The organism is Actinoplanes sp. ATCC 53533, assembly GCF_003947245.1.
Genome location: NZ_QHHV01000009.1, coordinates 1 through 20,493, shown reverse-complemented (window position 1 = coordinate 20,493; position 20,493 = coordinate 1). Strand labels below are relative to the sequence as shown.

19 protein-coding genes are annotated in these 20,493 nt (G+C 72.3%); 9 read left to right on the top strand and 10 right to left on the bottom strand.

Going from position 1 to position 20,493, the window contains the following annotated elements:
* Positions 1-7 precede the first annotated feature (7 nt).
* Both DMB66_RS03060 and DMB66_RS03055 read right to left on the bottom strand, forming a co-directional pair.
* A complete protein-coding gene (locus DMB66_RS03060) occupies positions 8-1,375 on the bottom strand; it encodes a hypothetical protein (RefSeq protein ID WP_125802450.1) in 1,368 nt (455 codons plus the stop codon).
* Positions 1,372-1,998: a DUF4126 domain-containing protein gene (locus DMB66_RS03055; protein WP_125802449.1), complete on the bottom strand. Its 627-nt coding sequence runs from the start codon at positions 1,996-1,998 to the stop codon at positions 1,372-1,374. Before DMB66_RS03055 ends, DMB66_RS03060 begins: the two co-directional genes overlap by 4 nt.
* Positions 1,999-2,056: 58 nt before the next feature.
* Between DMB66_RS03055 and nucS the strand changes: the two genes are divergently transcribed.
* Positions 2,057-2,716 (top strand): endonuclease NucS, encoded by a 660-nt coding sequence (nucS, locus tag DMB66_RS03050; RefSeq protein ID WP_125802448.1) that lies wholly within the window; start codon positions 2,057-2,059, stop codon positions 2,714-2,716.
* On the opposite strand, the gene DMB66_RS03045 is transcribed toward nucS, so the two are convergent.
* From DMB66_RS03045 to DMB66_RS03035, 3 genes are read right to left on the bottom strand one after another with little or no spacing between them, the layout of a single operon-like run.
* Positions 2,713-4,254 carry a DUF6297 family protein gene (locus tag DMB66_RS03045; protein WP_125802447.1) on the bottom strand — a complete coding sequence of 514 codons (1,542 nt, stop codon included), beginning with the start codon at positions 4,252-4,254 and terminating at the stop codon, positions 2,713-2,715. The genes nucS and DMB66_RS03045 overlap by 4 nt on opposite strands.
* Positions 4,251-4,898 (bottom strand): ATP-binding cassette domain-containing protein, encoded by a 648-nt coding sequence (locus tag DMB66_RS03040; RefSeq protein WP_125802446.1) that lies wholly within the window; start codon positions 4,896-4,898, stop codon positions 4,251-4,253. Before DMB66_RS03040 ends, DMB66_RS03045 begins: the two co-directional genes overlap by 4 nt.
* A 22-nt stretch (positions 4,899-4,920) precedes the next feature.
* Complete coding sequence (locus DMB66_RS03035; RefSeq protein ID WP_125802445.1) at positions 4,921-6,414, bottom strand: aldehyde dehydrogenase family protein; 1,494 nt, start codon at positions 6,412-6,414, stop codon at positions 4,921-4,923.
* A 57-nt stretch (positions 6,415-6,471) separates the two neighbouring features.
* Between DMB66_RS03035 and DMB66_RS03030 the strand changes: the two genes are divergently transcribed.
* From DMB66_RS03030 to DMB66_RS03015, 4 genes are all read left to right on the top strand, one after another.
* Positions 6,472-6,801: a hypothetical protein gene (locus DMB66_RS03030; protein WP_199751846.1), complete on the top strand. Its 330-nt coding sequence runs from the start codon at positions 6,472-6,474 to the stop codon at positions 6,799-6,801.
* 11 nt (positions 6,802-6,812) lie between these two features.
* Positions 6,813-7,613: an alpha/beta hydrolase gene (locus tag DMB66_RS03025; protein WP_125802444.1), complete on the top strand. Its 801-nt coding sequence runs from the start codon at positions 6,813-6,815 to the stop codon at positions 7,611-7,613.
* 127 nt (positions 7,614-7,740) lie between these two features.
* Complete coding sequence (locus DMB66_RS03020) at positions 7,741-8,919, top strand: helix-turn-helix transcriptional regulator (RefSeq protein ID WP_125802443.1); 1,179 nt, start codon at positions 7,741-7,743, stop codon at positions 8,917-8,919.
* 645 nt (positions 8,920-9,564) lie between these two features.
* Positions 9,565-9,795 (top strand): DNA-binding protein, encoded by a 231-nt coding sequence (locus DMB66_RS03015; protein WP_125802442.1) that lies wholly within the window; start codon positions 9,565-9,567, stop codon positions 9,793-9,795.
* 118 nt (positions 9,796-9,913) lie between these two features.
* On the opposite strand, the gene DMB66_RS03010 is transcribed toward DMB66_RS03015, so the two are convergent.
* The 4 genes from DMB66_RS03010 to mce form a co-directional block, all read right to left on the bottom strand.
* Positions 9,914-11,080: an AI-2E family transporter gene (locus tag DMB66_RS03010; protein WP_233624260.1), complete on the bottom strand. Its 1,167-nt coding sequence runs from the start codon at positions 11,078-11,080 to the stop codon at positions 9,914-9,916.
* Between the two features lie 128 nt (positions 11,081-11,208).
* The gene (locus tag DMB66_RS03005) at positions 11,209-12,780 is read right to left on the bottom strand and encodes a Laminin subunit beta-1 (RefSeq protein WP_233624262.1); all 1,572 of its coding nucleotides are present in this window, start codon (positions 12,778-12,780) and stop codon (positions 11,209-11,211) included.
* Positions 12,781-13,003: 223 nt separating this feature from the next.
* Complete coding sequence (locus DMB66_RS03000; protein WP_125802441.1) at positions 13,004-14,299, bottom strand: DivIVA domain-containing protein; 1,296 nt, start codon at positions 14,297-14,299, stop codon at positions 13,004-13,006.
* Positions 14,300-14,577: 278 nt separating this feature from the next.
* Positions 14,578-15,012 carry a methylmalonyl-CoA epimerase gene (gene mce, locus DMB66_RS02995; RefSeq protein ID WP_125802440.1) on the bottom strand — a complete coding sequence of 145 codons (435 nt, stop codon included), beginning with the start codon at positions 15,010-15,012 and terminating at the stop codon, positions 14,578-14,580.
* Between the two features lie 93 nt (positions 15,013-15,105).
* On the opposite strand from mce, the gene DMB66_RS02990 reads away from it, so the two are divergent.
* Both DMB66_RS02990 and meaB read left to right on the top strand, forming a co-directional pair.
* Positions 15,106-16,290 carry an acetyl-CoA C-acetyltransferase gene (locus DMB66_RS02990; RefSeq protein ID WP_125802439.1) on the top strand — a complete coding sequence of 395 codons (1,185 nt, stop codon included), beginning with the start codon at positions 15,106-15,108 and terminating at the stop codon, positions 16,288-16,290.
* A 61-nt stretch (positions 16,291-16,351) separates the two neighbouring features.
* Positions 16,352-17,317, top strand: a complete 966-nt coding sequence (gene meaB, locus DMB66_RS02985) for a methylmalonyl Co-A mutase-associated GTPase MeaB (protein ID WP_233624259.1) — start codon at positions 16,352-16,354, stop codon at positions 17,315-17,317.
* Here the strand turns inward: meaB and DMB66_RS02980 are convergent.
* Entirely contained in the window at positions 17,314-17,910 is a 597-nt protein-coding gene (locus tag DMB66_RS02980) for a PadR family transcriptional regulator (RefSeq protein ID WP_199751843.1), read from the bottom strand. The genes meaB and DMB66_RS02980 overlap by 4 nt on opposite strands.
* A 63-nt stretch (positions 17,911-17,973) precedes the next feature.
* Between DMB66_RS02980 and DMB66_RS02975 the strand changes: the two genes are divergently transcribed.
* Positions 17,974-19,155 (top strand): NAD(P)/FAD-dependent oxidoreductase, encoded by a 1,182-nt coding sequence (locus tag DMB66_RS02975; protein ID WP_125802437.1) that lies wholly within the window; start codon positions 17,974-17,976, stop codon positions 19,153-19,155.
* 240 nt (positions 19,156-19,395) lie between these two features.
* A partial coding sequence (locus tag DMB66_RS02970; protein WP_148112715.1) for a sugar ABC transporter substrate-binding protein occupies positions 19,396-20,493 on the top strand: 1,098 nt, incomplete at its 3' end.

Here is a 20,493-nt window from a genome sequence, read left to right as displayed (position 1 = left end):
CGAAGCGTCACCGCACGGGTTGCCGGCGGGTGGCCGCGCCCGCCCCGGTCAGCCAGCGCGGATCGGTGGCGATCAGGTCGCGCCACAGCTGAGCGGCCACCATGGCGGCGCCCTCGGCCTGCCACCGGTGCATCGAGCGCCGTGGCACATAGCGGCGGAACCAGTCGACGGCCCGCCGGGCATCCCGGTCCAGGCCCTCGGGCTGCGGCCCGCGCTGGTACGGCCGCAGGCCCATGACGCCGCAGTAGTACAGCGCGTTGAAGAAGCGCCACTCCTCGGTGGTGTCGAACCCCCCGGCCGGCCTGAGCCGCGCCACGTGCTCACCCAGCACCGCCCGCAGCTCCGCGGCCCGGACCAGCGGCTGGTCGGCCGCCCCGGGCCCGCGGGCCGCCAGCCGGCGGTCGACGGCGGGCAGCTCGGCCAGCGGGTTGCGCAGCAGCCGGCCCACGTCACCGAAGTCGTCCAGCGCGCGGCGGGTGAGCCGGCGGAACTCCTCCGCATCCAGCACGGGCATCTGGTGCCGACCGCGCCGCCGGGGCAGCGCGTCGGCGGCGCGCAACAACACGCTGCGGTTCTGCCGCAGCCGATCGTCGGAACCGAAGGCGAGCTGATCCAGGCCGGCGCGCAACTGCCCGGCCAGGCCCACCGCGCTCAGCACCGCCGCCAGCAGCACGAACTGCAGCACCCGCACCGCGCCCAGGCCCGGGGCGGCCAGCATGGTCAGCGCCGCCGGCCCACCGCAGAGCAGCACGGCCAGCACTGCGGCGAGCAGCGAGCGGCGCAGGTCGGGCAGCAGCCGTTCGCCCAGGTCGACGGCGTCGGCCACCGCCACCAGATAGCCCATCAGCAGCAGGTCGATCCCGATCGCGGCGAGCACCACGATGGGCGGCCCGAGGTCGATCGGGCCCAGCATCACAACCAGGCCGAGCGTGTAGAGAATCGCGGCGGCGGTCAGCGCCGACGGCAGCGAGGACGGGCGTGCCTGGTCGCGATACCGCAGCAGCAGCGCCATGCCGCCCGCCAGCGGCGCCAGCGCGACCAGCTTGCCCACGCCGGGCAGCGCCGCGGCCAGCACCAGGAACACCAGCGCCAGCACCGGCCAGCCGCGGTTGACCTGGCGGTGCTCCGGCACCTCCGGCGGCAGCAGGCCCACCGACACCCCGGCCCAGCACAGCGCCGGCACGCAGATCAGCAGCTGGGCGATCCCGGAGCCGGGGGCGAGGCTCCAGGCCGCGACCGCGATCGCGTACGCGACCAGCGCGGCCCCCGCCCGCCACAGCAGCGCGCGGGTGGGGTCACGCCCCACCAGATAGCAACCCAGCCACCAGGTCAGGGCGAAGGCGGGTACGGCGATCGCGGGCACCGAAGCAGTCAACCAAACAGTTGCTGGGTCTCAACACCCTCAAACCGGCCTCGTTCCCGCTTGCGCAGCCGGCGTCGCCTGATCACCCACCAGCCGCCGAACACCAGCAGCACGATCGCGAGCAGGACCAGCACCGGCAGCAGGATCGCCAGCAGGGACAGCAGCACGCTGCCGAAGTCCTCGGCGGTGCTGGCCACCGGCGCGCCCAGGCCGGCCGTGGTGGCGTTCACCACCGGCCGGGAGGCGGCCTTCACCCCGTGCACGCAGAGGGCGATGACCACCCCGGCCGCCACCGGCACCCACTGGTGTGAACCGAAGAACGAGCCCGGGTCGGACACGGTGACCGTCTCGGACGACGAGCCGGCCCCGAACGCCAGCCCGCCCGCGGTCGGCCGGACCACGGTCTGCACGAGGTCGTTGACGTGGTCGACGACCGGGATCTTGTCGGCGACCATCTCGACGGCGAGCAGCACCGCGAGAATGCCGATGACCCAGCCGTTGGAGAGCCACTGCCAGCCGCTGGGCAGCTCGATGGCCTCGGTGTATCGGGCCAGCAGACCCATGGTGAGCAGGGGGATGTAGGCATTCAGCCCGGCGGATGCCGCCAGGCCGGTTCCGGTGAGCGCTTCGAGCACGCACTCAGCATGGCACCGCCGCGCTCGCCCGGCATCCGGCGGAGGCTACCCTCGTCGGGTGCGCCTGGTCATTGCGAAATGCTCTGTGGATTACGTCGGCCGTCTCTCCGCCCACCTGCCGTTGGCCACCCGGCTCCTGATGGTCAAAGCGGACGGTTCGGTGTCCATCCACGCCGACGACCGGGCCTACAAGCCGCTGAACTGGATGAGCCCGCCCTGCAAGCTGCAGGAGGCGCCCGGGGTGTGGAAGGTCGTCAACAAGGCCGGCGAGGAGCTGCGGATCACCCTCGAGGAGATCTTCCAGGACACCTCGTACGAGCTGGGCGTCGACCCGGGTCTGGTGAAGGACGGCGTCGAGGCGCACCTGCAGGAGTTGCTGGCCGCCCACCCGGCGACCTTCGGCGAGGGCTGGAGCCTGGTCCGCCGCGAATACATGACGGCGATCGGCCCGGTCGACCTGCTCTGCCGGGACGCCGACGGCGGCGCGGTGGCGGTGGAGATCAAGCGTCGCGGCGACATCGACGGCGTGGAGCAGCTCACCCGCTATCTCGAACTGATGAACCGCGACCCGCTGCTCGCGCCCGTGCAGGGCGTCTTCGCCGCGCAGGAGATCAAGCCACAGGCCCGGGTGCTCGCCACCGACCGAGGCATCCGCTGCGTGGTCGTCGACTACGACAAGCTGCGCGGCATGGAACGCAACGAACTGACGCTCTTCTAGCGCCCGCTCAGCTCGACCCGGTCCTTCTTCGTCGTCGCGTCCAGGTAGGCCCGTGCGCCGAGCACCGCGACGGCGGCCTGTATCGCCACCCCGGTCCAGCTCAGCGGCTCGCCCACGGCGATCTGCACGACCGTCGGCAGGCCGAGCAGCAGCACGTCGAGCCCGGCGAACGCGTTGAGCAGCGGTCCGGTCGAGACCGAGCCCATCGGGGTGTCCACCGGCATCAGTCCGTTGTCGACGAAGCCCACCCGCGACTTGCGCATCGTCGCGGCCGCGCCGACCGGCCCCAGGGCCAGGCCCAGCGCCCACCACGGCCCGGCCGGCAGATCGCCGAGCCCCTGCAGCAGGGCGAGGGCCGCCGCGTACCAGAGGCCGGAGAGCACGCCGGGCACCCAGAGCCGCTGGCCGATCGCCGTCCTCGAGCTGAGCCCGAGCAGGCGCAGCATGACCGGGTTGCCGGCGTCCGTGCGGATCGTGCCGGCCGTCACGCCGCCGGGCACCAGGCCGCCGGCCAGCACGGCGAGGCCGAGGAGCCAGCCGGGCGCGTGCGCCAGCAGCGCGGGCAGCGTGGTCGCGGCGGCCACCCAGAGCAGCCGTCGCGGCCGGCGGCGCAGCAGCAACAGATCCTGCGCCACCAGCACCGGCACGCGCCGCTGGTGCTGACCCGCAGCGGAAAACAGAATGCCACCCCGAGGCCAGAGCCGCCGCGAGGTCAGCTTGCGGCGGGCCCAGTAGCGCCGCTCCACCATCTCGGTGACGAACGACGGCTCCATGCCGTACGCCGAGTCGAAGAGCGTTCCGGAGGTCTTGGCCGCCTCCAGGATCCGCTCGTTCGGGGTCGCGGCGAGCCCGCGTACCGCCAGCAGGAAGAGCACGGTCACGACCACCGCGAGGGCACCCGCCAGCGTGGTCACGACCGGCGCGGCGGGCCATCCGGGATCCGCGCGCGGCGCGCCCACGGCCGAGTCGACGACCAGCCCGGCCAACCCCACCGCGATCAGCAGGTACGCCGCGTTGTCCGACCAGGCCGACCACCACCGGTCGGCCTGCGCGCCCAGCGCGACCAGCAACAGCGCCCCGCCGAGCAGGGATCCGACCAGCGGCAGCAGCGCGTCCGCGCCGGGCACCGGCCGGGTGGCGACGTGCCCGAGGATGGCCAGCCCGCCGACGGCCCCTACGACGGCCGCACCGAGCAGCGCCACCCAGAGCGACGGCAACAGCAGCCTGCGCCGGCTGACCGGCGCCGTGAGCAGCCAGGACGCCGCCGGACGGCTCAGCGCGAGCGGGCCGAGGCGGCGCAGCGTCAGGTAGAGGACGCCGATGATGATCAGGATCAGCGAGCCGCCGGCCAGCATGGACGCGTTCGGGGTGTCGGGCCAGACGACGGCGGCGATCTGCTTGTGCACCATGCCGCCGACGATGAGCACGAACAGGACGGCGAAGTAGACGTTGCCGAGCGTCTCGCGGCCGTCGCGGTGCGCGGACTGGGTGCGGCGCACCCAGCGCCGGATGCCCGCGACGGCGACCGGGGCGGTCACTGCGCGGCGACGGCGTGCAGGTCCGCCATGCTCACCGTGCCGGTGCCGGCCGCGGCGGCGAACGCGTCATCGTGGCTGGCCATCAGCACCGTGCCGCCGTCGGCCAGGTAGTCGCGCAGCAGCCCGGCCACCATCGCCCGGCCCTCGGGGTCCAGGCGCTGCTCGGGCTCGTCCAGGATGAGCAGCCGGCTCGGTCGCAGCAGGGACAGCGCCAGGGTGAGGCGCTGCTTCTGCCCCGACGACAACGAGGGCGGGATGGCGTCGGCGTGCCCGGCGATGCCGAAGCGCTCCAGCGTCTCGTCCAGCTCGGCCGCCGCCGGGTCCAGGCCGTGCGCCCGGCAGACCAGCTCGGCGTGCTCGCGGGTGGTCAGGCCCGGATACCAGGTCGGGGGCTCCACGGTGGTCACCACGGCCCGCCAGAACTCCGGTGTGGACCCGGGCGGCCCGCCGAAGACCCTGATCTCACCCGCGTCGGCCCGCTGCAGGCTGGCCACGCAGCGCAGCAGCGTCGACTTGCCGATGCCGTTCTCGCCGGTCACGCAGACCCCGGCGCCCACCGGCACGGTCAGGTGGACCGCCACCAGCACCGGGGTGGAGCCGTAGCTCACGGACAGGTCGCGGACCTCGATCGCGGAATGATCCACCGGGTGAAAATAGCAAGCTGTGTCACGGTCGGCGGCCGTACAGGAACTTGACCGCCTTCACGATGCGCCGCACTTGCGCCGGGGTGCGCTCGAAGGTCATCGCGGGCAGCAGCGACGGCCCCCGGCGTACGGTGATCGACTTGGCCCGGCCGAACTCGCGCAGCCCGTCCTCGCCGTGGATGCGCCCGAAGCCGGACTCGCCGACCCCGCCGAACGGCAGGGAGCCCATCCCGACGAAGCTCAGCGTCGAGTTCACCGCGACCATGCCGGTGTGCAGCCGCCGGGCGATCCGGACCCCGTTCGCCTTGCCGAAGACCGCACCGCCCAGCCCGTACGGCAGCGCGTTGGCCAGGGTGATCGCCTCCTCGGCGTCGGCCACCCTGGTGATGGTCACGGTCGGCCCGAAGGTCTCCTCGCGGATCGCGGCGGAGTCCTCCGGCACGTCGACCAGCACGGTCGGGGCCACGTGCGGCGGCTGCACCGCGTCGGCGCCGCCCAGCAGCGCCCGGCCGCCACCGGCCAGCGCGTCGTCGATGTGCCGCCGGATGATGTCGATCTGACCCGGCATGGTGATCGGGCCGATCTCCTCGCCGACCCGCAGCTTGCCGGCCTTGGCGACCACGGCCGCGACGAACGCGTCGTAGACCGGCGCGACCGCGTACACCCGCTCGATGCCGATGCAGGTCTGCCCGGCGTTGGTCATCGCGCCCCAGACGGCGGCCTCGGCCGCTGCGTCGACGTCCGCGTCGGCGTCCACGATGAGCGCGTCCTTGCCGCCGGCCTCGAGCAGCACCGGGGTCAGGGTCTGCGCGCAGGTGGCCATGACCTTCTTCGCCGTGGCCGTGGAACCGGTGAACGCGATCTTGCCGACCCCGGCGCCGCAGAGCGCCGCGCCGACGTCACCGAGGCCGTGCACGGCCTGCAGGACGGGCTGCTCGGGGACGATCTCGGCGAAGGTGTCGACCAGCCACTGGCCCACCGCGGGGGTGTACTCGCTGGGCTTGAGCACGACCGCGTTGCCGGCGGCCAGCGCGCCGCTGATCGGGCCCAGCGGCGTGAGGATCGGGTAGTTCCACGGGCCGATCACGCCGATCACCCCGAACGGCTGGTATTCCAGGTGGCCCGAGTGCTCGGCGACCAGCAGCCGGGTCCGCATCCGGCGGGGGCCCAGGACGCGCTTGGCGTTGTGGGCCGCCCAGTCGATGTGCTCGATCGCGGCGGTGGCCTCGACGATGGCGTCGGCGAGCGGCTTGCCCGTCTCGGCGTGGGTGAGCGCGGCCAGCTCGTCGATCCGCTCGGCGAGCAGGGCCCGCCAGCGCAACAGCCGGGTCTTGCGGCCGTCGAAATTAAGCCCGGCCCACCAGGCGCCGGCGTCGCGGGCCCGGTCGACGGCCGCCTCGACCGCCTTCTGGTCGGAGATCGGGACGCGGCCCGCCTCGGCACCGGTCGCAGGGCTGGTCGACACGAGGAAGCCGTCCTCGACCACGGGCATGCCGGGAGTACGGGTAGCCGTCATGAACGCGAGTCTAAGTCGCATTCGGCGTGCTGTGCCTCACACGTACGCTTGATTGTCGTGAGTCCTCGCCGTAACCGCCCTCGTCGTGACGCCGCGCCCACGCCACTGGGTGACGAGCGCGCCCGCAAGGGCATCGAGGGCGTCCAGCAGTACCGGGACGGCGAGTGGATGGTCCGGTCGATCTTCGGTGGCGCGGCCACCAAGACCTACCGCTGCCCCGGCTGCATGCAGGAGATCCGCCCGGGCGTCGCGCACATCGTGGCCTGGCCGGTCGACGACCGGGGCGACGAGAGCGACCGGCGGCACTGGCACACCGGCTGCTGGCGCGCGCGGGACAGGCGCAGCCCCGGCGTGGAGCGCTCCCGCAACGCCCCACGGTATGGGTAAGGATGGGCAACGTGACTAACCAGATCCGTGCCAACTCCGTCCTGCCGGCCCGGCGTGAGGACATCGACCTGCACACCGCCGACGGGCTCACCCTGGTCGGCGAGCTGGCCCGGCCGGAGTCCGGCGAGCCGGTGGCCACCCTGGTCTGCCTGCACCCGCTGCCGACCCACGGCGGCATGATGGACAGCCACGTCTTCCGCAAGGCGGCCTGGCGGCTGCCCGCGCTGGCCGGCGTCGCGGTGCTGCGCTTCAACACCCGGGGCACCACCAGCGTGCGCGGCACCAGCGAGGGCGAGTTCTCCGCCGCCGTCGGGGAGCGCTACGACGTCGCGGCCGCGATCGAGTATGCGGAGTTCCAGGACCTGCCGAACATCTGGCTGCTCGGCTGGTCCTTCGGCACGGATCTAACGCTGATGCACGGGCTCGACCCGGCGATCGCGGGGGCGATCCTGCTGTCCCCGCCGCTGCGCTTCTCCGCACCGGAGCACCTCGCCGCGTGGGCGGCCGACGGCAAGCCGCTGACCGCGCTCGTGCCGGAATTCGACGACTACCTGCGGCCGGCCGAGGCCCGCTCCCGCTTCGCGGCGATCCCGCAGGCCGAGGTGGTCGGGATGCCGGGCGCCAAGCACCTCTGGGTCGGCGACGCGGAGAAGGTGCTGGACGAGATCGTGCGGCGGGTCGCCCCGGCGGTGCCGGTCCCGCTGCCGCGCACCTGGGACGGCCCGATGACCTCCGGAGACATGAACGCGTACGCGGACCGCACGGTGGCCGCCTTCTCGGACGTGCCCGTGCCCAGACCCATGGCCGACTGAGCCAGGACAACCGGGTTGGCTACGCCTCGCCCTCAACTCGGCCGTCGGACGCGGAGTACGGTCGATCCCGGCGGCCGAGTCTAGCGGTCCGGCCGCCGCCCTGACCGCTAGCAGGGATGTGACGCGGATGCCCTCCGATCGCCACTCGGCCTTCGCCGAAGAACTCCGGCGCCTCCGCGCTCAGAGCGGCTTGTCGCTCCGCGAGCTCGGCGCCCGCGTGACCCACGGCAAGTCCTATATCCAGGAGTTGGAGGCGGGCCAGAAGCCGCCGAACCTTGCCATCGCCCGCCGCCTGGACAAGGCGCTCGACGGCGGCGGCAGGCTCGCGGCGACACTCCGTTCGGCCGGGCCGGACGACACCGAATCCGAAATCGAGGCCCTCGAACTGGCCCAGCGGGTCGCCGCTTCCGACGTCAGTCACGACACCCTTGACCGGCTCGAACGCGCCGTCGACACGATGGCCATGGCATACGCCCGCACCCCACCCGCCGACCTGTTGCCCCGGGTGCGCCGCCACCTGGACTACATGTCGTCGCTCGTCGACGCCCGCAAGACCCTCGCCCAGCACAAACGGCTCCTCGTCGTCGGCGGCTGGCTTGCGCTCCTGCGCGCGACCCTGCACATCGACCTTCGGCAGGCCAACGCCGCCGACGGATATCTGCGTACCGCCAGGCAACTCGCCGAGCAGTCGCACCACGCCGAGATCGCCGCATGGTGCCTGGAGACCAGGGCCTGGGACGTCTTGACGAAGGGTGACTACCAACAGGCCCTTGAGCTGTCTCAACATGCCCAGGACGTCGCACCCGAGGGAAGCTCGGCGTTCATCCAGGCGACCGCGCAGGAAGGCCGGGCGTGGGCCCGGCTCGGCGACCGAGCTCGAACCCGAGACGCCCTCGGCCGGGTCGAACGCCTCGCCTCACCCCGGCCGGTGCCCGACCATCCCGAGCACCATTACCGGTACGACCCGGCTAAGGCACACTCTTACGCGGCGACGACGCTGGCGTGGGCGAGGGATCCGGCCGCCGAGGGAGTGGCCCGGGACGTGATCGCCGAGCTGGAAACCGAGGGCGCCCGCCCACGCCGGGTCGCATCTGCGAACCTTGATCTCGGGCTGGCATTGCTGGCTGCCGACAAGCCGGACGAGGCCGCCGCCGCCGCGAGCCAGGCGATCGGCTCCGGTCGCGTCGTGGCATCGAACTGGTGGCGTGCCTCCGAGGTGGTCGCCAACGTGGAGCAGTCCGGCATCCCGGAAGCGCGTGACCTCCGGGCTGAGTACGAGGCGTTCCGCCCCGCCGAACCGTCCTGATATCCACTGTCCGCAAGTTTGCGGACAGTCGCGGCACCTGAGCGGACACCCAAGGCCTTCACCGCTCGTGATCGCCCGGCCACGATCGGCGTAGGAGGTGGTGGACCGCTCGGCCCGTGAGGGCTCCCCCATATGCCGGCCGCCACCTCCCCTGACGAGGGAGGCGCGATGAGAGCGCGACGCCACGCCGGGCATGGGCCGCAGCGGCTCTGGTATGCCCCGCGGACGGTGGTCTGCCGGTGCGGGATCGGGGTATGGCCCTGCTACGTCGTCCAGATGTTCGACCGTCAGCGGCGGATACAGCCGCGTCCGGTTGAGAACGACTGGCCGGCCCGGGCGCCGGGCTCGGCCGTCCGCTTACCGCGGATGGTCGCGCCGGCGACCCGGCCGCTGCTCACCCCCGGCCAGGCTCACCGGTCCAGCGGGCGAACCTGATGAGCGCGCCGACCGCCTCGGTCAAGCCGGGACTGAGCATGCCGTGCTGGCTGGAGCGCAACGGCGCCGCGATCAAGACGCCCGCGCGGAAGGCCGCGTGGCACGCCGACTGCCCGAACCCGATCTGGTGCCCATGCCCCGCCCACGACCGGGCGGTGAGCTCCGACCGCCAGAAGACTACGAATCCGTCGACCGACCAGAGGAGTCGCTATGACCAACACCGCGAACGTCAGCACCCCGGAGCTCGCCGGGGTCGAAGAGATCCTCGATCTGCTGGTGAGAATCAGCAGGGACCGCGTGCGGGAGCTCACCTGCCGCAGCGACTTCCCCGAGCCGGCGGCCGAGCTTGCCCAGGGCGATATCTGGCTCCGCGACGACGTCGAAACGTGGATCAACGACCACAGCGACGCCCTCGCGGACATGCTCAGACAGACCCGATGACCTGACTGAACGAGGTCTCGCGAGGTCTTCAGCCCGGCGCTCCCGCAACGGCCTGGCCCGGCAATCCGGCCGGGCCGGTGGCACGCGACCTGGGTGTGCCCGTACCGGAGAGGGTTTGTTATTTGTCCTCCATGCTCGGGTAGACGACCTCGCGGGCGATCAGCTGGATCGCCGCCACCATCGGGATGGCGACCAGCGCGCCGAGCACGCCGAACAGGCCCACGCCGAGCAGTGCGGCGGTCACCGCGGCCACGTCGCTGACCTTCACCGAGCGGCGCATCACGTTCGGGTAGATCAGGTAGTTCTCGATCTGCTGGTAGATCAGGAAGAAGACGATGCAGGCGATGCCGGTTCCCAGCGAGTCGGCCAGTCCGACCAGGCTGACGATGACCGCGCCGAGGGTCGCGCCGATCTGCGGGATCAGGTCGCAGACCGCGACCACGACCGCCAGCGCGAACGGGTAGGCCAGCCCGACCACCACCGCGAACACCCAGGTGCACACGCCGGCCAGCACGGCGATCGCGATCGCGCCGACCATGTACGCGCCGACCTTGCCGAGGATCTCGTCGGTGAGCAGCCGGACCCGCTGCCGCCGGGACCGGGGCACCAGGGCGTACCCGCTCTCCTTGATCCGGTCGAAGGCCGCCAGGAAGTAGATGACCAGCACGATCACGGTCAGCACGTTGAAGATCGTGCCGAAGAGCAGCTTCGCGCCACCGACCACGCCGCCCAGCGCGTTGGTGACCGTGCCCGCGTCCAGCGCGCTCTGCACCTTGTTCAGGATGTCGTAGCGCTGGACCAGATCGCGGACGGCCTCGTTGCGCTGCAGGCTCTCGATGTAGCCCGGCACGTTCTCGATGAGCTGCCCGGTCTGCGTGACCAGCGGCGGCACCAGCGCGAGCACGCCACCGCAGAGCAGCATCACGACGGCCAGCGCGATGAAAGTGACCGCCAGGCCGCGGGGCAGACCCCAGCTGCGCAGCCGGGTGACGGCGGGGTTCAGGCCGATCGCCAGGAACATCGCGACGAAGATGAGCACCAGGATCGACGCCGCGTTGCGCAGGCCGAGAAAGATCCCGTACGCCGTCAGCAGGCCCAGGCCGCCGAGCAGCCCGACCAGGAAGGGGTTGCGCCTGTTCAGCCGGGGGCCGGGCGCGCCGAACTGCCGGTCGTCGCGCGGGTCGTCGGCGGGCGGCTCAGCGGCAGCCTCTGTCGGTGTCGGTGTCGGTGTCGGTGTCGGTGTCGGATCGTCGGCCTCGGCCGGGCGGGGCTCGTCGGCCGTCACCGGGCACCTCCACAGGGACGCGGGAGGCCCGGGCAGCGGTGGACCACCGGTGCGGCGACCGGACTTCCCGGCGGGCAATGTATCGGTACGGGCCAACACCCGCCACCCGCCCGGGGATGGGCCGCCGGTCAGTCCGCGTCGACGCCGACCCGGCTGCCGGCCGGGCGGGCGGTGACCTTGGCCGAGGCGGTGACCTTGGCCGGCGCCGCCGTGGCCTGGTCGGCCTTGTCGTCCTTCTCGGTCGCCGCGGGCTGCTCCGGCGCGGCGTGCTGGCCGGCCGACGTCACCGGGGAGGCGGTCCGCGGTGCGACGGCGGCCTGCCCGGTCGCGACGACGGGAGCAGGCTGGGCGGGAGCGGCCGGGGCGGGAGCGGCTAGGGCGGGAGCTGGCGAGGCGGGTGCGGGAGGGGCGGGCGCGGCCTGCGGCGGCTCGTTGTCGTCGTCCTCGTCGCTCGGGGAGGCTGCGGCCGCGAGCACGGCGGCGGACGCCAGCTCGGCGACCCGTTTCGCCTCCCGCTGCACCTGGCGGCGGACCTCGGTGGCGCGGCGCTCGGCGGCCTCGCCGGCCCGCTTGGCCTCCTCGACGTGCACCAGCTCGCGCTCGAGCTCCTTCTTGACCTCGGCCAGGCGCTGCTGGACCCGCTGCGCCTCCTGCTCGGCCACCCGGGCCCGCTCGCCGGCTTCGGTGGCCTTCTTCTCCGCCTCGGCCACCTTGGCCTGGGCGGCCGCCAGCTCCCGGCCGGCGGTGGCGATCTTGTGCTGCTGGCCGTCGATCTCCTTGCGGATCGCGGTGGCCTGCTCGTCGGAACGGCGCAGGACCTCCTCGGCATATTTGTCGGCCTCGCTGCGCAGGTCGGCGCACTGCTTCTCGGCGCTGGCCCGCATCTCGGTCAGCTCCTGGGTGAGCTGCTGGCGGCGCTGGCCGACCTCGCGGTCGGTGACGGCCTTCAGCTCGGCGCGCTCGCGGTCGGCGTCGGCGCGCTGCCTCGCCACGTCCTGCTGGGTCTTGTCGCGCAGGGCCTTGATCTCCTGGTCGGCCTGGACCCGGGTGGACTTGACGTAGCCCTCGACCTCGGCGCGCTGCTGCTGGGCCGCCTGCGCGGCGCGTTCGGTGAGCTGCTGGGCCTCGGCGCGGGCCCGGGCGAGGGTGGACTCGGCCTCGGCGCGCAGCTGCTCGGCGGCCTGGCGGCTGCTCGCGACGGCCTTCTCGGCGGCGGAGCGCCGGCCGGCGTCGGCCTTCTCCTCCTCGGCCCGGCGGGCGGCCAGGGCGATCTCGAAATCCCGGATGCCGTCGTGAGCGTGCGCCTCGGACTCGGCGCGGATCCGTTCCGCCTCGGCGAGCCGGGCGGCGATGTCCTCGGTCGCGGAATTCTTGATGTCGGTGGCGACCTCCTGGGCCTTGGCGAGGATCTCCTCCACCTTCGGGCCGAGGTGGCGGAAGGAGACCTCGCTGGGCCCGGGCTGGCGGCGGGACTGGGCGGCCTCCTGTTGAAGCCGGTCGATCTGCCCGGCCATCGCCTGGATCTGCGAGTAGGCCTGCTCGCGCTCGCTCGCGAGGGCGGCGATCTCGTTCTCGGCCCGGGCTACGTAGCGTTCGACCTGCTTCTTCTCGTAACCCCGCAGGGCGGTCTCGAAGCTGGGCTCGGAGGCTGCGTCTCCACCGAGACCGAAGATTTCCCCGCCGTGCGACATGCTTTCCATCCTCACATACGCATCATCCCGTGACATGTCGTTACACACCGACCTGGCAGGACTAGGCGTCTGGTTGCGGTTTGTCTGTACTTCAGGCTACTTGCGGAAACAAACGGGCCGTACCGGAGGACTCCGGTACGGCCCGCAGACGTCTCGCAAACAGCCGACCCGGTCCCTTCAACCGTGGCGCACACCGAAGAGTGGCGCAACCGGGGACCAAGTGGCGAACAACTCAGCTTGTCTTGGCAACCGCCTCGGGCTTGCCCGTTTCGCCGGCCTCGGCCGGGCGCTGCGCCGGGGTGTCGGCCTTGGCCTCGGCCTGCTTGACGACCTCGGCCGCCTTCGCCGCCGCGCCGACCGTCGGCACCAGGCCGGACAGTCCGGAGAGCATCTGGCCGAGCTGGTTGGTGACGGCGTCCTTCTGCCGGGTGAGGTCGTCGACCTCGCGCTTGGCGGCCTGCGTGGTGAGCTCGGCCTCGGTGCGCGCGTCGCTGAGCAGCCGCTGCGACTCGGAGCGCGCCTCGGTGACGGTCTTCTCCGCCAGGGCGCGGGCCTTCTCGACCGTCTCGACGGCGCTGCGCTCGGACTCGACCCGGCGGCTCTCGGCGCGCTGGGAGATCTCCCGGGCGCGGTCCTCGGCGGCGCGGGCCCGCTCCTCGGCCTCGGCCACCATCTTCTGGGTGGCGCTGACCTGGGCGGCGTGCCGCTGCGACTCCTCGCGCTCGCTCTTTTCCCGGCGCTCGGCGGTCTCCAGCGCGAGGGCCTGCAGGTCCTTGTCGCGCTTGTCGCGGGCGTCGGTGAGCATCTTGGTGGCCTCGGCGCGCTTCTCCTCGGCCTCGCGGGCCGCCTTCGCACGCAACTGGGTGATCTCGCGCTCGGCGGTGGCCCGCAGCGAGGCGACCTCGCGCTCGACGGTCGACTTGAGCTCAGCGACCTCGTGCGCGGTGACCGTGCGCAGCTGCTTGGTCTCGCGGTCGGCGTCGGAGCGCAGTGTGTCGGCCTCGCGCCGGGCCTGCACCCTGTTTTCCGCCGACTCGCGCTCGGCCTGCGTGCGGACCTGCCCCGCCTCACGCTCGGCGGTCGCCTTCATCGCGGCGGCCTCGGCCCGGGCCTTGTCGGTGATCTCGCGTGCCTCGAGCCGCGCCGCGGAGAGGATGCCCTCGGACTCCCGCTTGGCCTCGCTGCGGTGGTCGTTCGCTTGTTCCTCGGCCAGCCGCAGGATCTGCTCGACCCGGGTGCCCAGCCCGGAGAGGGTCGGCCGGTTGTTCTCCTCGAGTAGCTTGTTGCTGTCGGCCAGCTTCTGCTCGAGGGCACTGAGGCGCTGCTCCGCCTGGCGCAGCCGGCGCTGCGCGTCGTTCATCCGCTGCTCGGCCTCGCCGCGCGCCTGCTCCGACTGGTTCAGGGCGGCGATGACGCGGCCGAGATGGGCGTCCACCTGTCCGCGGTCATATCCACGCAGGACTACGGTGAAGTCGGGCTGCGAATTTGCTGTCTCGAAGAACGCGAGATCATCCTGCTGCTGGGGCATTGGGACATACTGGCAGACCCCCCAGGGGGCGACGCAAGACCGTACGGGCCGGGTATTCCGCCCCGAGATCGGCTTCGGCTCGCTCGCCGAGGTCGGATGTCGGCCGTTCGGGTGGCGGCGAAGTGCGATCGCCTGCGCAGCGTTGCCCCACCACTACCTGCTGTGCGTCTCGAAGTGGAAGATCGTCTCACACGGCGGCCCGCGCCGCAGGGTGACGGGCTCGATCCTGCCAGGCCACAGCGTTGCCGTCAGGATGTTTCACCCGCAAGGCTGACGAATCAGGCAGGTTGGACCAACTCCACCAGAACGCCTCCGGCGTCCTTCGGGTGCACGAAGTTGATTCGCGATCCGGCCGTGCCGCGCCGCGGCTCGTCATAGAGCAGCCGTAGACCGCGGGCGCGTAAAGCGGCACTGCTCGCCTCGATGTCGGCCACGGTGTAGGCGAGCTGTTGCAGGCCGGGTCCGCTGCGATCGAGGAACTTCGCGATCGCGGAATCCGGGCGCAGCGGGGCGAGGAGCTGGATCCGGGCGCCGGTGCCGTCGTCGCCGGCGGCGAGCATCGCCTCGCGGACCCCCTGCTCGGAGTTTGTCTCTTGGTGCACGCACCGCATCCCGAAGGCCCGGGCGTAGAAGGCGATCGCCTCGTCCAGGTCGGCCACGGCGATCCCGACGTGATCGACGCGCAGCAGGCCGACGCTCGGCAGAGAATCCATGCTGGAGAGTGTGACATCCTCGATCTCCGCCCGGCCCGGGAACGTACTAGGCTGTCTTAACCATCGTTCAGGCCTTGAGAAAGTGAAGCTCCCGTGACCAGCTCGGTGATCATCAGTGGCGCCCGTACGCCCATGGGCCGCCTCCTCGGCAACCTCAAGAACGTGCCGGCCACCGCTCTCGGCGGGTATGCCATCGCCGCCGCCCTCGAACGCGCCGGGGTGGCGCCCGCCCAGGTGCAGTACGTGATCATGGGCCAGGTGCTGCAGGCCGGCACCGGGCAGATCACCGCCCGGCAGGCCGCCGTGGCCGCGGGCATCCCGATGACCACGCCGGCCGTGACGGTCAACAAGGTGTGCCTGTCCGGCCTCGACGCGATCGCGCTCGCCGACCAGCTCATCCGGGCCGGCGAGTTCGACATCGTGGTGGCCGGCGGCATGGAGTCGATGACCAACGCGCCGCACCTGCTGATGGGCCAGCGCCAGGGCCAGAAGTACGGCGACATCCTGGTCCGCGACCACACCGCCTTCGACGGGCTGATGGATCCGTGGGACGGCGTCTCGATGGGGGAGTCCACCGAGAGCAGCGGCGCCGGCCTGGGCATCACCCGCGCCGAGCAGGACGCCTTCGCCGCGCTGAGCCACCAGCGGGCCGCCGCCGCCCAGCGCGACGGCCGCTTCGCCGAGGAGATCGTCCCGGTCAAGGCCGGCCTGCGCGGGGTCGACAAGCTGATCGACACCGACGAGGGCGTGCGCCCCGACGCCACCGCCGAGTCGCTCGGCGCGCTGCGGCCCGCGTTCGCCAAGGACGGCACGATCACCGCCGGCAGCGCCTCGCCGATCTCCGACGGCGCCGCCGCGGTCGTGGTGATGAGCAGGGCCAAGGCCGAGGAGCTGGGCCTGACCTGGCTCGCCGAGATCGGCGCGCACGGCAACGTGGCCGGCCCGGACAGCTCGCTGCAGGCCCAGCCCGCCAACGCGATCAAGCACGCGCTCGGCAAGGCCGGCCGGACGGTCGCGGATCTCGACCTGATCGAGATGAACGAGGCGTTCGCCCAGGTCGTGCTCCACTCGATGCGCGAGCTCAAGGTCAACGAGGAGATCGTCAACGTCAACGGCGGCGCGATCGCCCTCGGCCACCCGATCGGCATGTCCGGCGCCCGGCTGGTGCTCACGCTCGCGATGGAGCTCAAGCGGCGGGGCGGCGGCCTCGGCGCGGCCGCGCTCTGCGGTGGCGGCGGCCAGGGCGACGCGCTGCTCATCACGGTGCCCTCGGCATGAGCCGACCCGCGGCGGGAAAGCCATGCGAGTGCCTCGCCTCATCGTGGGGGACGATGGCAGGGTGACCACCTCCGTACGACCGGGCCGCGACGTGCCGACGCTCGTGGCCCGGGCCCGCGAGGGTGACCCCCGCTCGGTCGCCCGCCTGATCAGCCTGGTGGAGAACGGCGACGAGAAGCTGCCCGAGCTGGCCGCCGCGCTGGCGCCGTACGCGGGCCGGTCCCAGGTCGTGGGCCTGACCGGCTCGCCGGGGGTGGGCAAGTCCACCACCACCAACGAGCTGGTCCGCTCGCTGCGCGCGGCCGGGCAGCGGGTCGGCGTGCTCGCCGTCGACCCGTCCAGCCCGTTCACCGGCGGCGCGATCCTCGGCGACCGGATCCGGATGCAGGACCACACCACCGACCCCGGGGTCTACATCCGCTCGATGTCCAGCCGCGGGCAGCTCGGCGGGCTGGCCGCGGCCACCCCGCAGGCGGTCCGCGTGCTCGAGGGCGCCGGCTGCGACGTCGTGCTGGTCGAGACCGTCGGCGTCGGCCAGGCCGAGGTGGAGATCGCCTCGCTCGCGGACACCACGCTGGTGCTGCTCGCGCCCGGGATGGGCGACGCGATCCAGGCGGTCAAGGCCGGCATCCTGGAGATCGCCGACGTCTTCGTGGTCAACAAGGCCGACCGGCCGGGCGCCGACGCCACCTACCGCGACATCCAGGGCATGCTCTCGCTCGGCGAGCGCGGCCCCGAGGACTGGCGGCCGCAGGTCGTGCGGGCGGTGGCGGTCAAGGGCGAGGGCATCGACGACGTGGTGGCGGCGATCGCCAAACACCGCGCCTGGCTGGAGTCCGCGGGCCGGCTGCAGGCCCGGCGCGAGGCCCGGGCGGCCGCGGAGGTCGAGGCGATCGCGCTGGGCACGCTCCGGGCCCGGCTGGGCTCGCTGCGCGAGGGCACGGCGCTGAGCGACCTCGCCGCCCGGGTGGCCGCGGGCCGGCTGGACCCGTACGCCGCCGCCGAAGACCTGATCAAGGACCTCTAGCCGAACTCGGCGAGCGTCTCCACGATCAGGCTCTCGTCCCAGGCGAACCGCCCGGTGGCCAGGTCGTCGACCAGCGCGCGCAGCCAGTCCAGCTCGGCACGCAGCATCGCGGCGCGGAACTCGTCCTCGATCAGGAACAACCGCGGCAGGCCCGGCGGCGCCTGCTGCTCGATGACCGTCAGCTTCTCCGTCAGCGCCGCCATCCGGCGCTCCAGCAGCGTGCGTACCTCGGCCGGCTGCAGGATCGGCAGGAACGCCAGCGCGACCGGGAACTCGGGGAACTCCCGGGCCGGGGCCGGCAGCATGGCGGTCAGCCAGCGGCGCAGGGTCGCCGCGCCCTCCTCGGTGATCTCGTAGACGGTGCGCTCCGGCCTTCCGGCCTCGCGCGCGGTGCCGCCGGGGCGGGCCAGCCCGTCCCGGACCAGGCGGTCCAGGGCCTGGTAGACGCTGTTGCGCTGGGCCACGTTGACCAGCTGGTCCTGGCCGCGTTCCTTGATCATCTGCTGCATCCGGTACGGGTGCGTCGGGGCCTCCGTCAGCAGCGCGAGCAGCACCATCGCCAGCGTGGACCGGCGCGGCTCGGCAGACGTCATGGGCTCAGCCTAGGGGTTTTCTCGGGGTTGCCTCTCGTTAGTCATAGCATGCATAGTCATAGAATGACTAAGACAGCAGTTGTCGCGGGCGGCGGCATCGCCGGCACCGTCGCCGCCATCGCCCTGCACGACGCCGGGTTCGCCCCGGTGATCCACGAGGCCCACGACCGCGGGGCCGACGAGCGCGGCGCGTTCCTCACCGTCGCGGTGAACGGGCTGGCCGCCCTGCGCACGCTCGGCCTCGATCCGGCCCTGGTCTTCGCCGCCGGCTTCGCGACGCCGACCATGGCGTTGCGCAACTCCGCGGGCCGTGAGCTGGCCCGGCTGCCGCTGGGCGACCCGGACCCGGACGGCACGACCACGACGACCATCCGGCGCGCCGAGCTCTACCTGGCCCTGCGCGGTGAGGCCGAGCGCCGCGGCATCCCGCTGGTGTACGGCAAGCGGCTCACCGGCATCACCCGGTCGGCCGCCGGGGTCACCGTCCGGTTCGCCGACGGCAGCACGGCCGGCGGCGACCTGCTGGTCGGCGCCGACGGCCTGCACTCGCGGACCCGGACGGCCCTGGACCCGGCGGCGCCCGCGCCGCGCTACCTCGGCCTGCTCAACGCCGGCGGCTTCACGACCGGCCCGGTCGCGGCGGCGCTGCGGCCCGCGCGCGGTGTCATGCAGATGGCGTTCGGGCGGCGGGCGTTCTTCGGCTGGGCCACGGCGCCCGACGACTCGGTGTGGTGGTTCGCCAATCCGTCGCGCCGGCACCCCGCCGAGGCGGACGAGTGGACCCCCGCGAGCTGGCGGGCGGAACTGCTGGAGCTGTTCGCCGGTGACGCGGTGCCCGCGGCCGAGCTGATCCGGGCCAGCGACGAGATCGTCGGCCCGTGGAACACCTGGGACCTGCCGCGGGTGCCGGTCTGGCGCGACGACCGGACGATCCTGATCGGCGACGCCGCGCACGCCGTGTCGCCGTCCTCGGGCCAGGGCGCGTCGATGGCCATCGAGGACGCCGTCACCCTGGGCCGCTGCCTGCGGGCCCGCTCGGACATCGCGGGGGCGCTGGCCGACTACGAGCGACTGCGCCGCGACCGGGTCGAGAAGGTCGTCGCGTACGGGCGGCGCAGCGGCAGCACCAAGACCGCGGGACCGGTCGGTGCCGTCTTCCGGGACGCCCTGACCCCGCTGGTCATGCGCCTGCTCTACCGCAAGGGCGACCCGCAGGCCTGGATCACCTCGTACCGGATCGGCTGATCCGCTCAGGCTCGCGCCGGCCGGTGGCACCGTCGCCCGGCTGGGCGGCGACGAATTCGCCGTGCTGTCTCCCGCACGCCGCCGACATGGCCATGGACGCCGCCGGGGAGGCCCGCCGCGAGCTCGTCGGTAGTGACCTTCGGTAGCGGTGCATATCCATTGAGTTTTCGCTGCGATCAATAGGTTACGCAGCGCCGATGCCTGGTAACCTTGCCGCCCTCTGCCCGGGAGGAAGTCGCGATGCGCACGAAGATGTTCGCTCTGGTCGCCGTGGGTGTGGTCACCCTCGGTGTCACCGCCGCCTGCACCGATGACAACGGTCAAACCGGCGGTGCCGGCACCAGCACGCGCGGCGGCGCCGGCAGCGGCAAGGTCGGCGTGATCCTGCCGGACACCACCAGCTCGCAACGCTGGGGCACGGACGATCCCAAGTTCCTGAAAGCGGCGTTCGACGCGGCGGAGGTCCCCCTGGACATCCAGAACGCGCAGGGCGACAAGGCGAAGTTCCAGCAGATCGCCGACGGCATGATCGCCAGCGGCGTGCGGGTCCTGATGACCGCCAACCTCGACCCCGCCGTCGGCAAGGCCGTGCTCGCCAAGGCCAAGGCCGCCGGCATCAAGACCATCGACTACGACCGGTTGACCCTCAACGGCGGCGCCGACTACTACGTCAGCTTCGACAACGTCGAGGTCGGCCGGCTGCAGGGCGAGGGTCTGATCAAGTGCCTGGACCAGAAGGGCGCCAAGTTGCCGCTGGTGGCCAACCTGAACGGCTCGCCGACCGACAACAACGCCACGCTGTTCCAGCGCGGCTATGACGGTGCCCTGCAGGTCAAATACGACGACGGCACGTTCCTCAAGGGCCCGGACCAGTCGGTCGCCGACTGGGACAACAAGGAGGCCACCACCGTCTTCACGGAGATGTGGCGGCTGACCGACAAGAAGATCCGTGGCGTGGCGGCGGCGAACGACGGCCTGGGCAACGCCGCGATCGAGGTCCTGAAGAAGGACAAGATGAACGGCAAGGTCCCGGTGACCGGGCAGGACGCCACGGTCCAGGGCCTGCAGAACATCCTCGCCGGTGACCAGTGCATGACGGTGTACAAGCCGATCAAGCTGGAAGCCGATGCGGCGGCCGACCTGGCCATCCAGCTGTACAAGGGCCAGACGCCGAAGATCAAGGACAACGGGAGGGTGAAGGACCCCGAGTCGGGCTCCTACATCCCCGCGATCCTCCTGACGCCGATCGCCATCGACAAGAAGGGCATCAATACCGTCATCAAGGGCGGCTTCGTCGAGAAGAAGGCGGTCTGCGCGGGTCGTTTCGAGCAGCTGTGC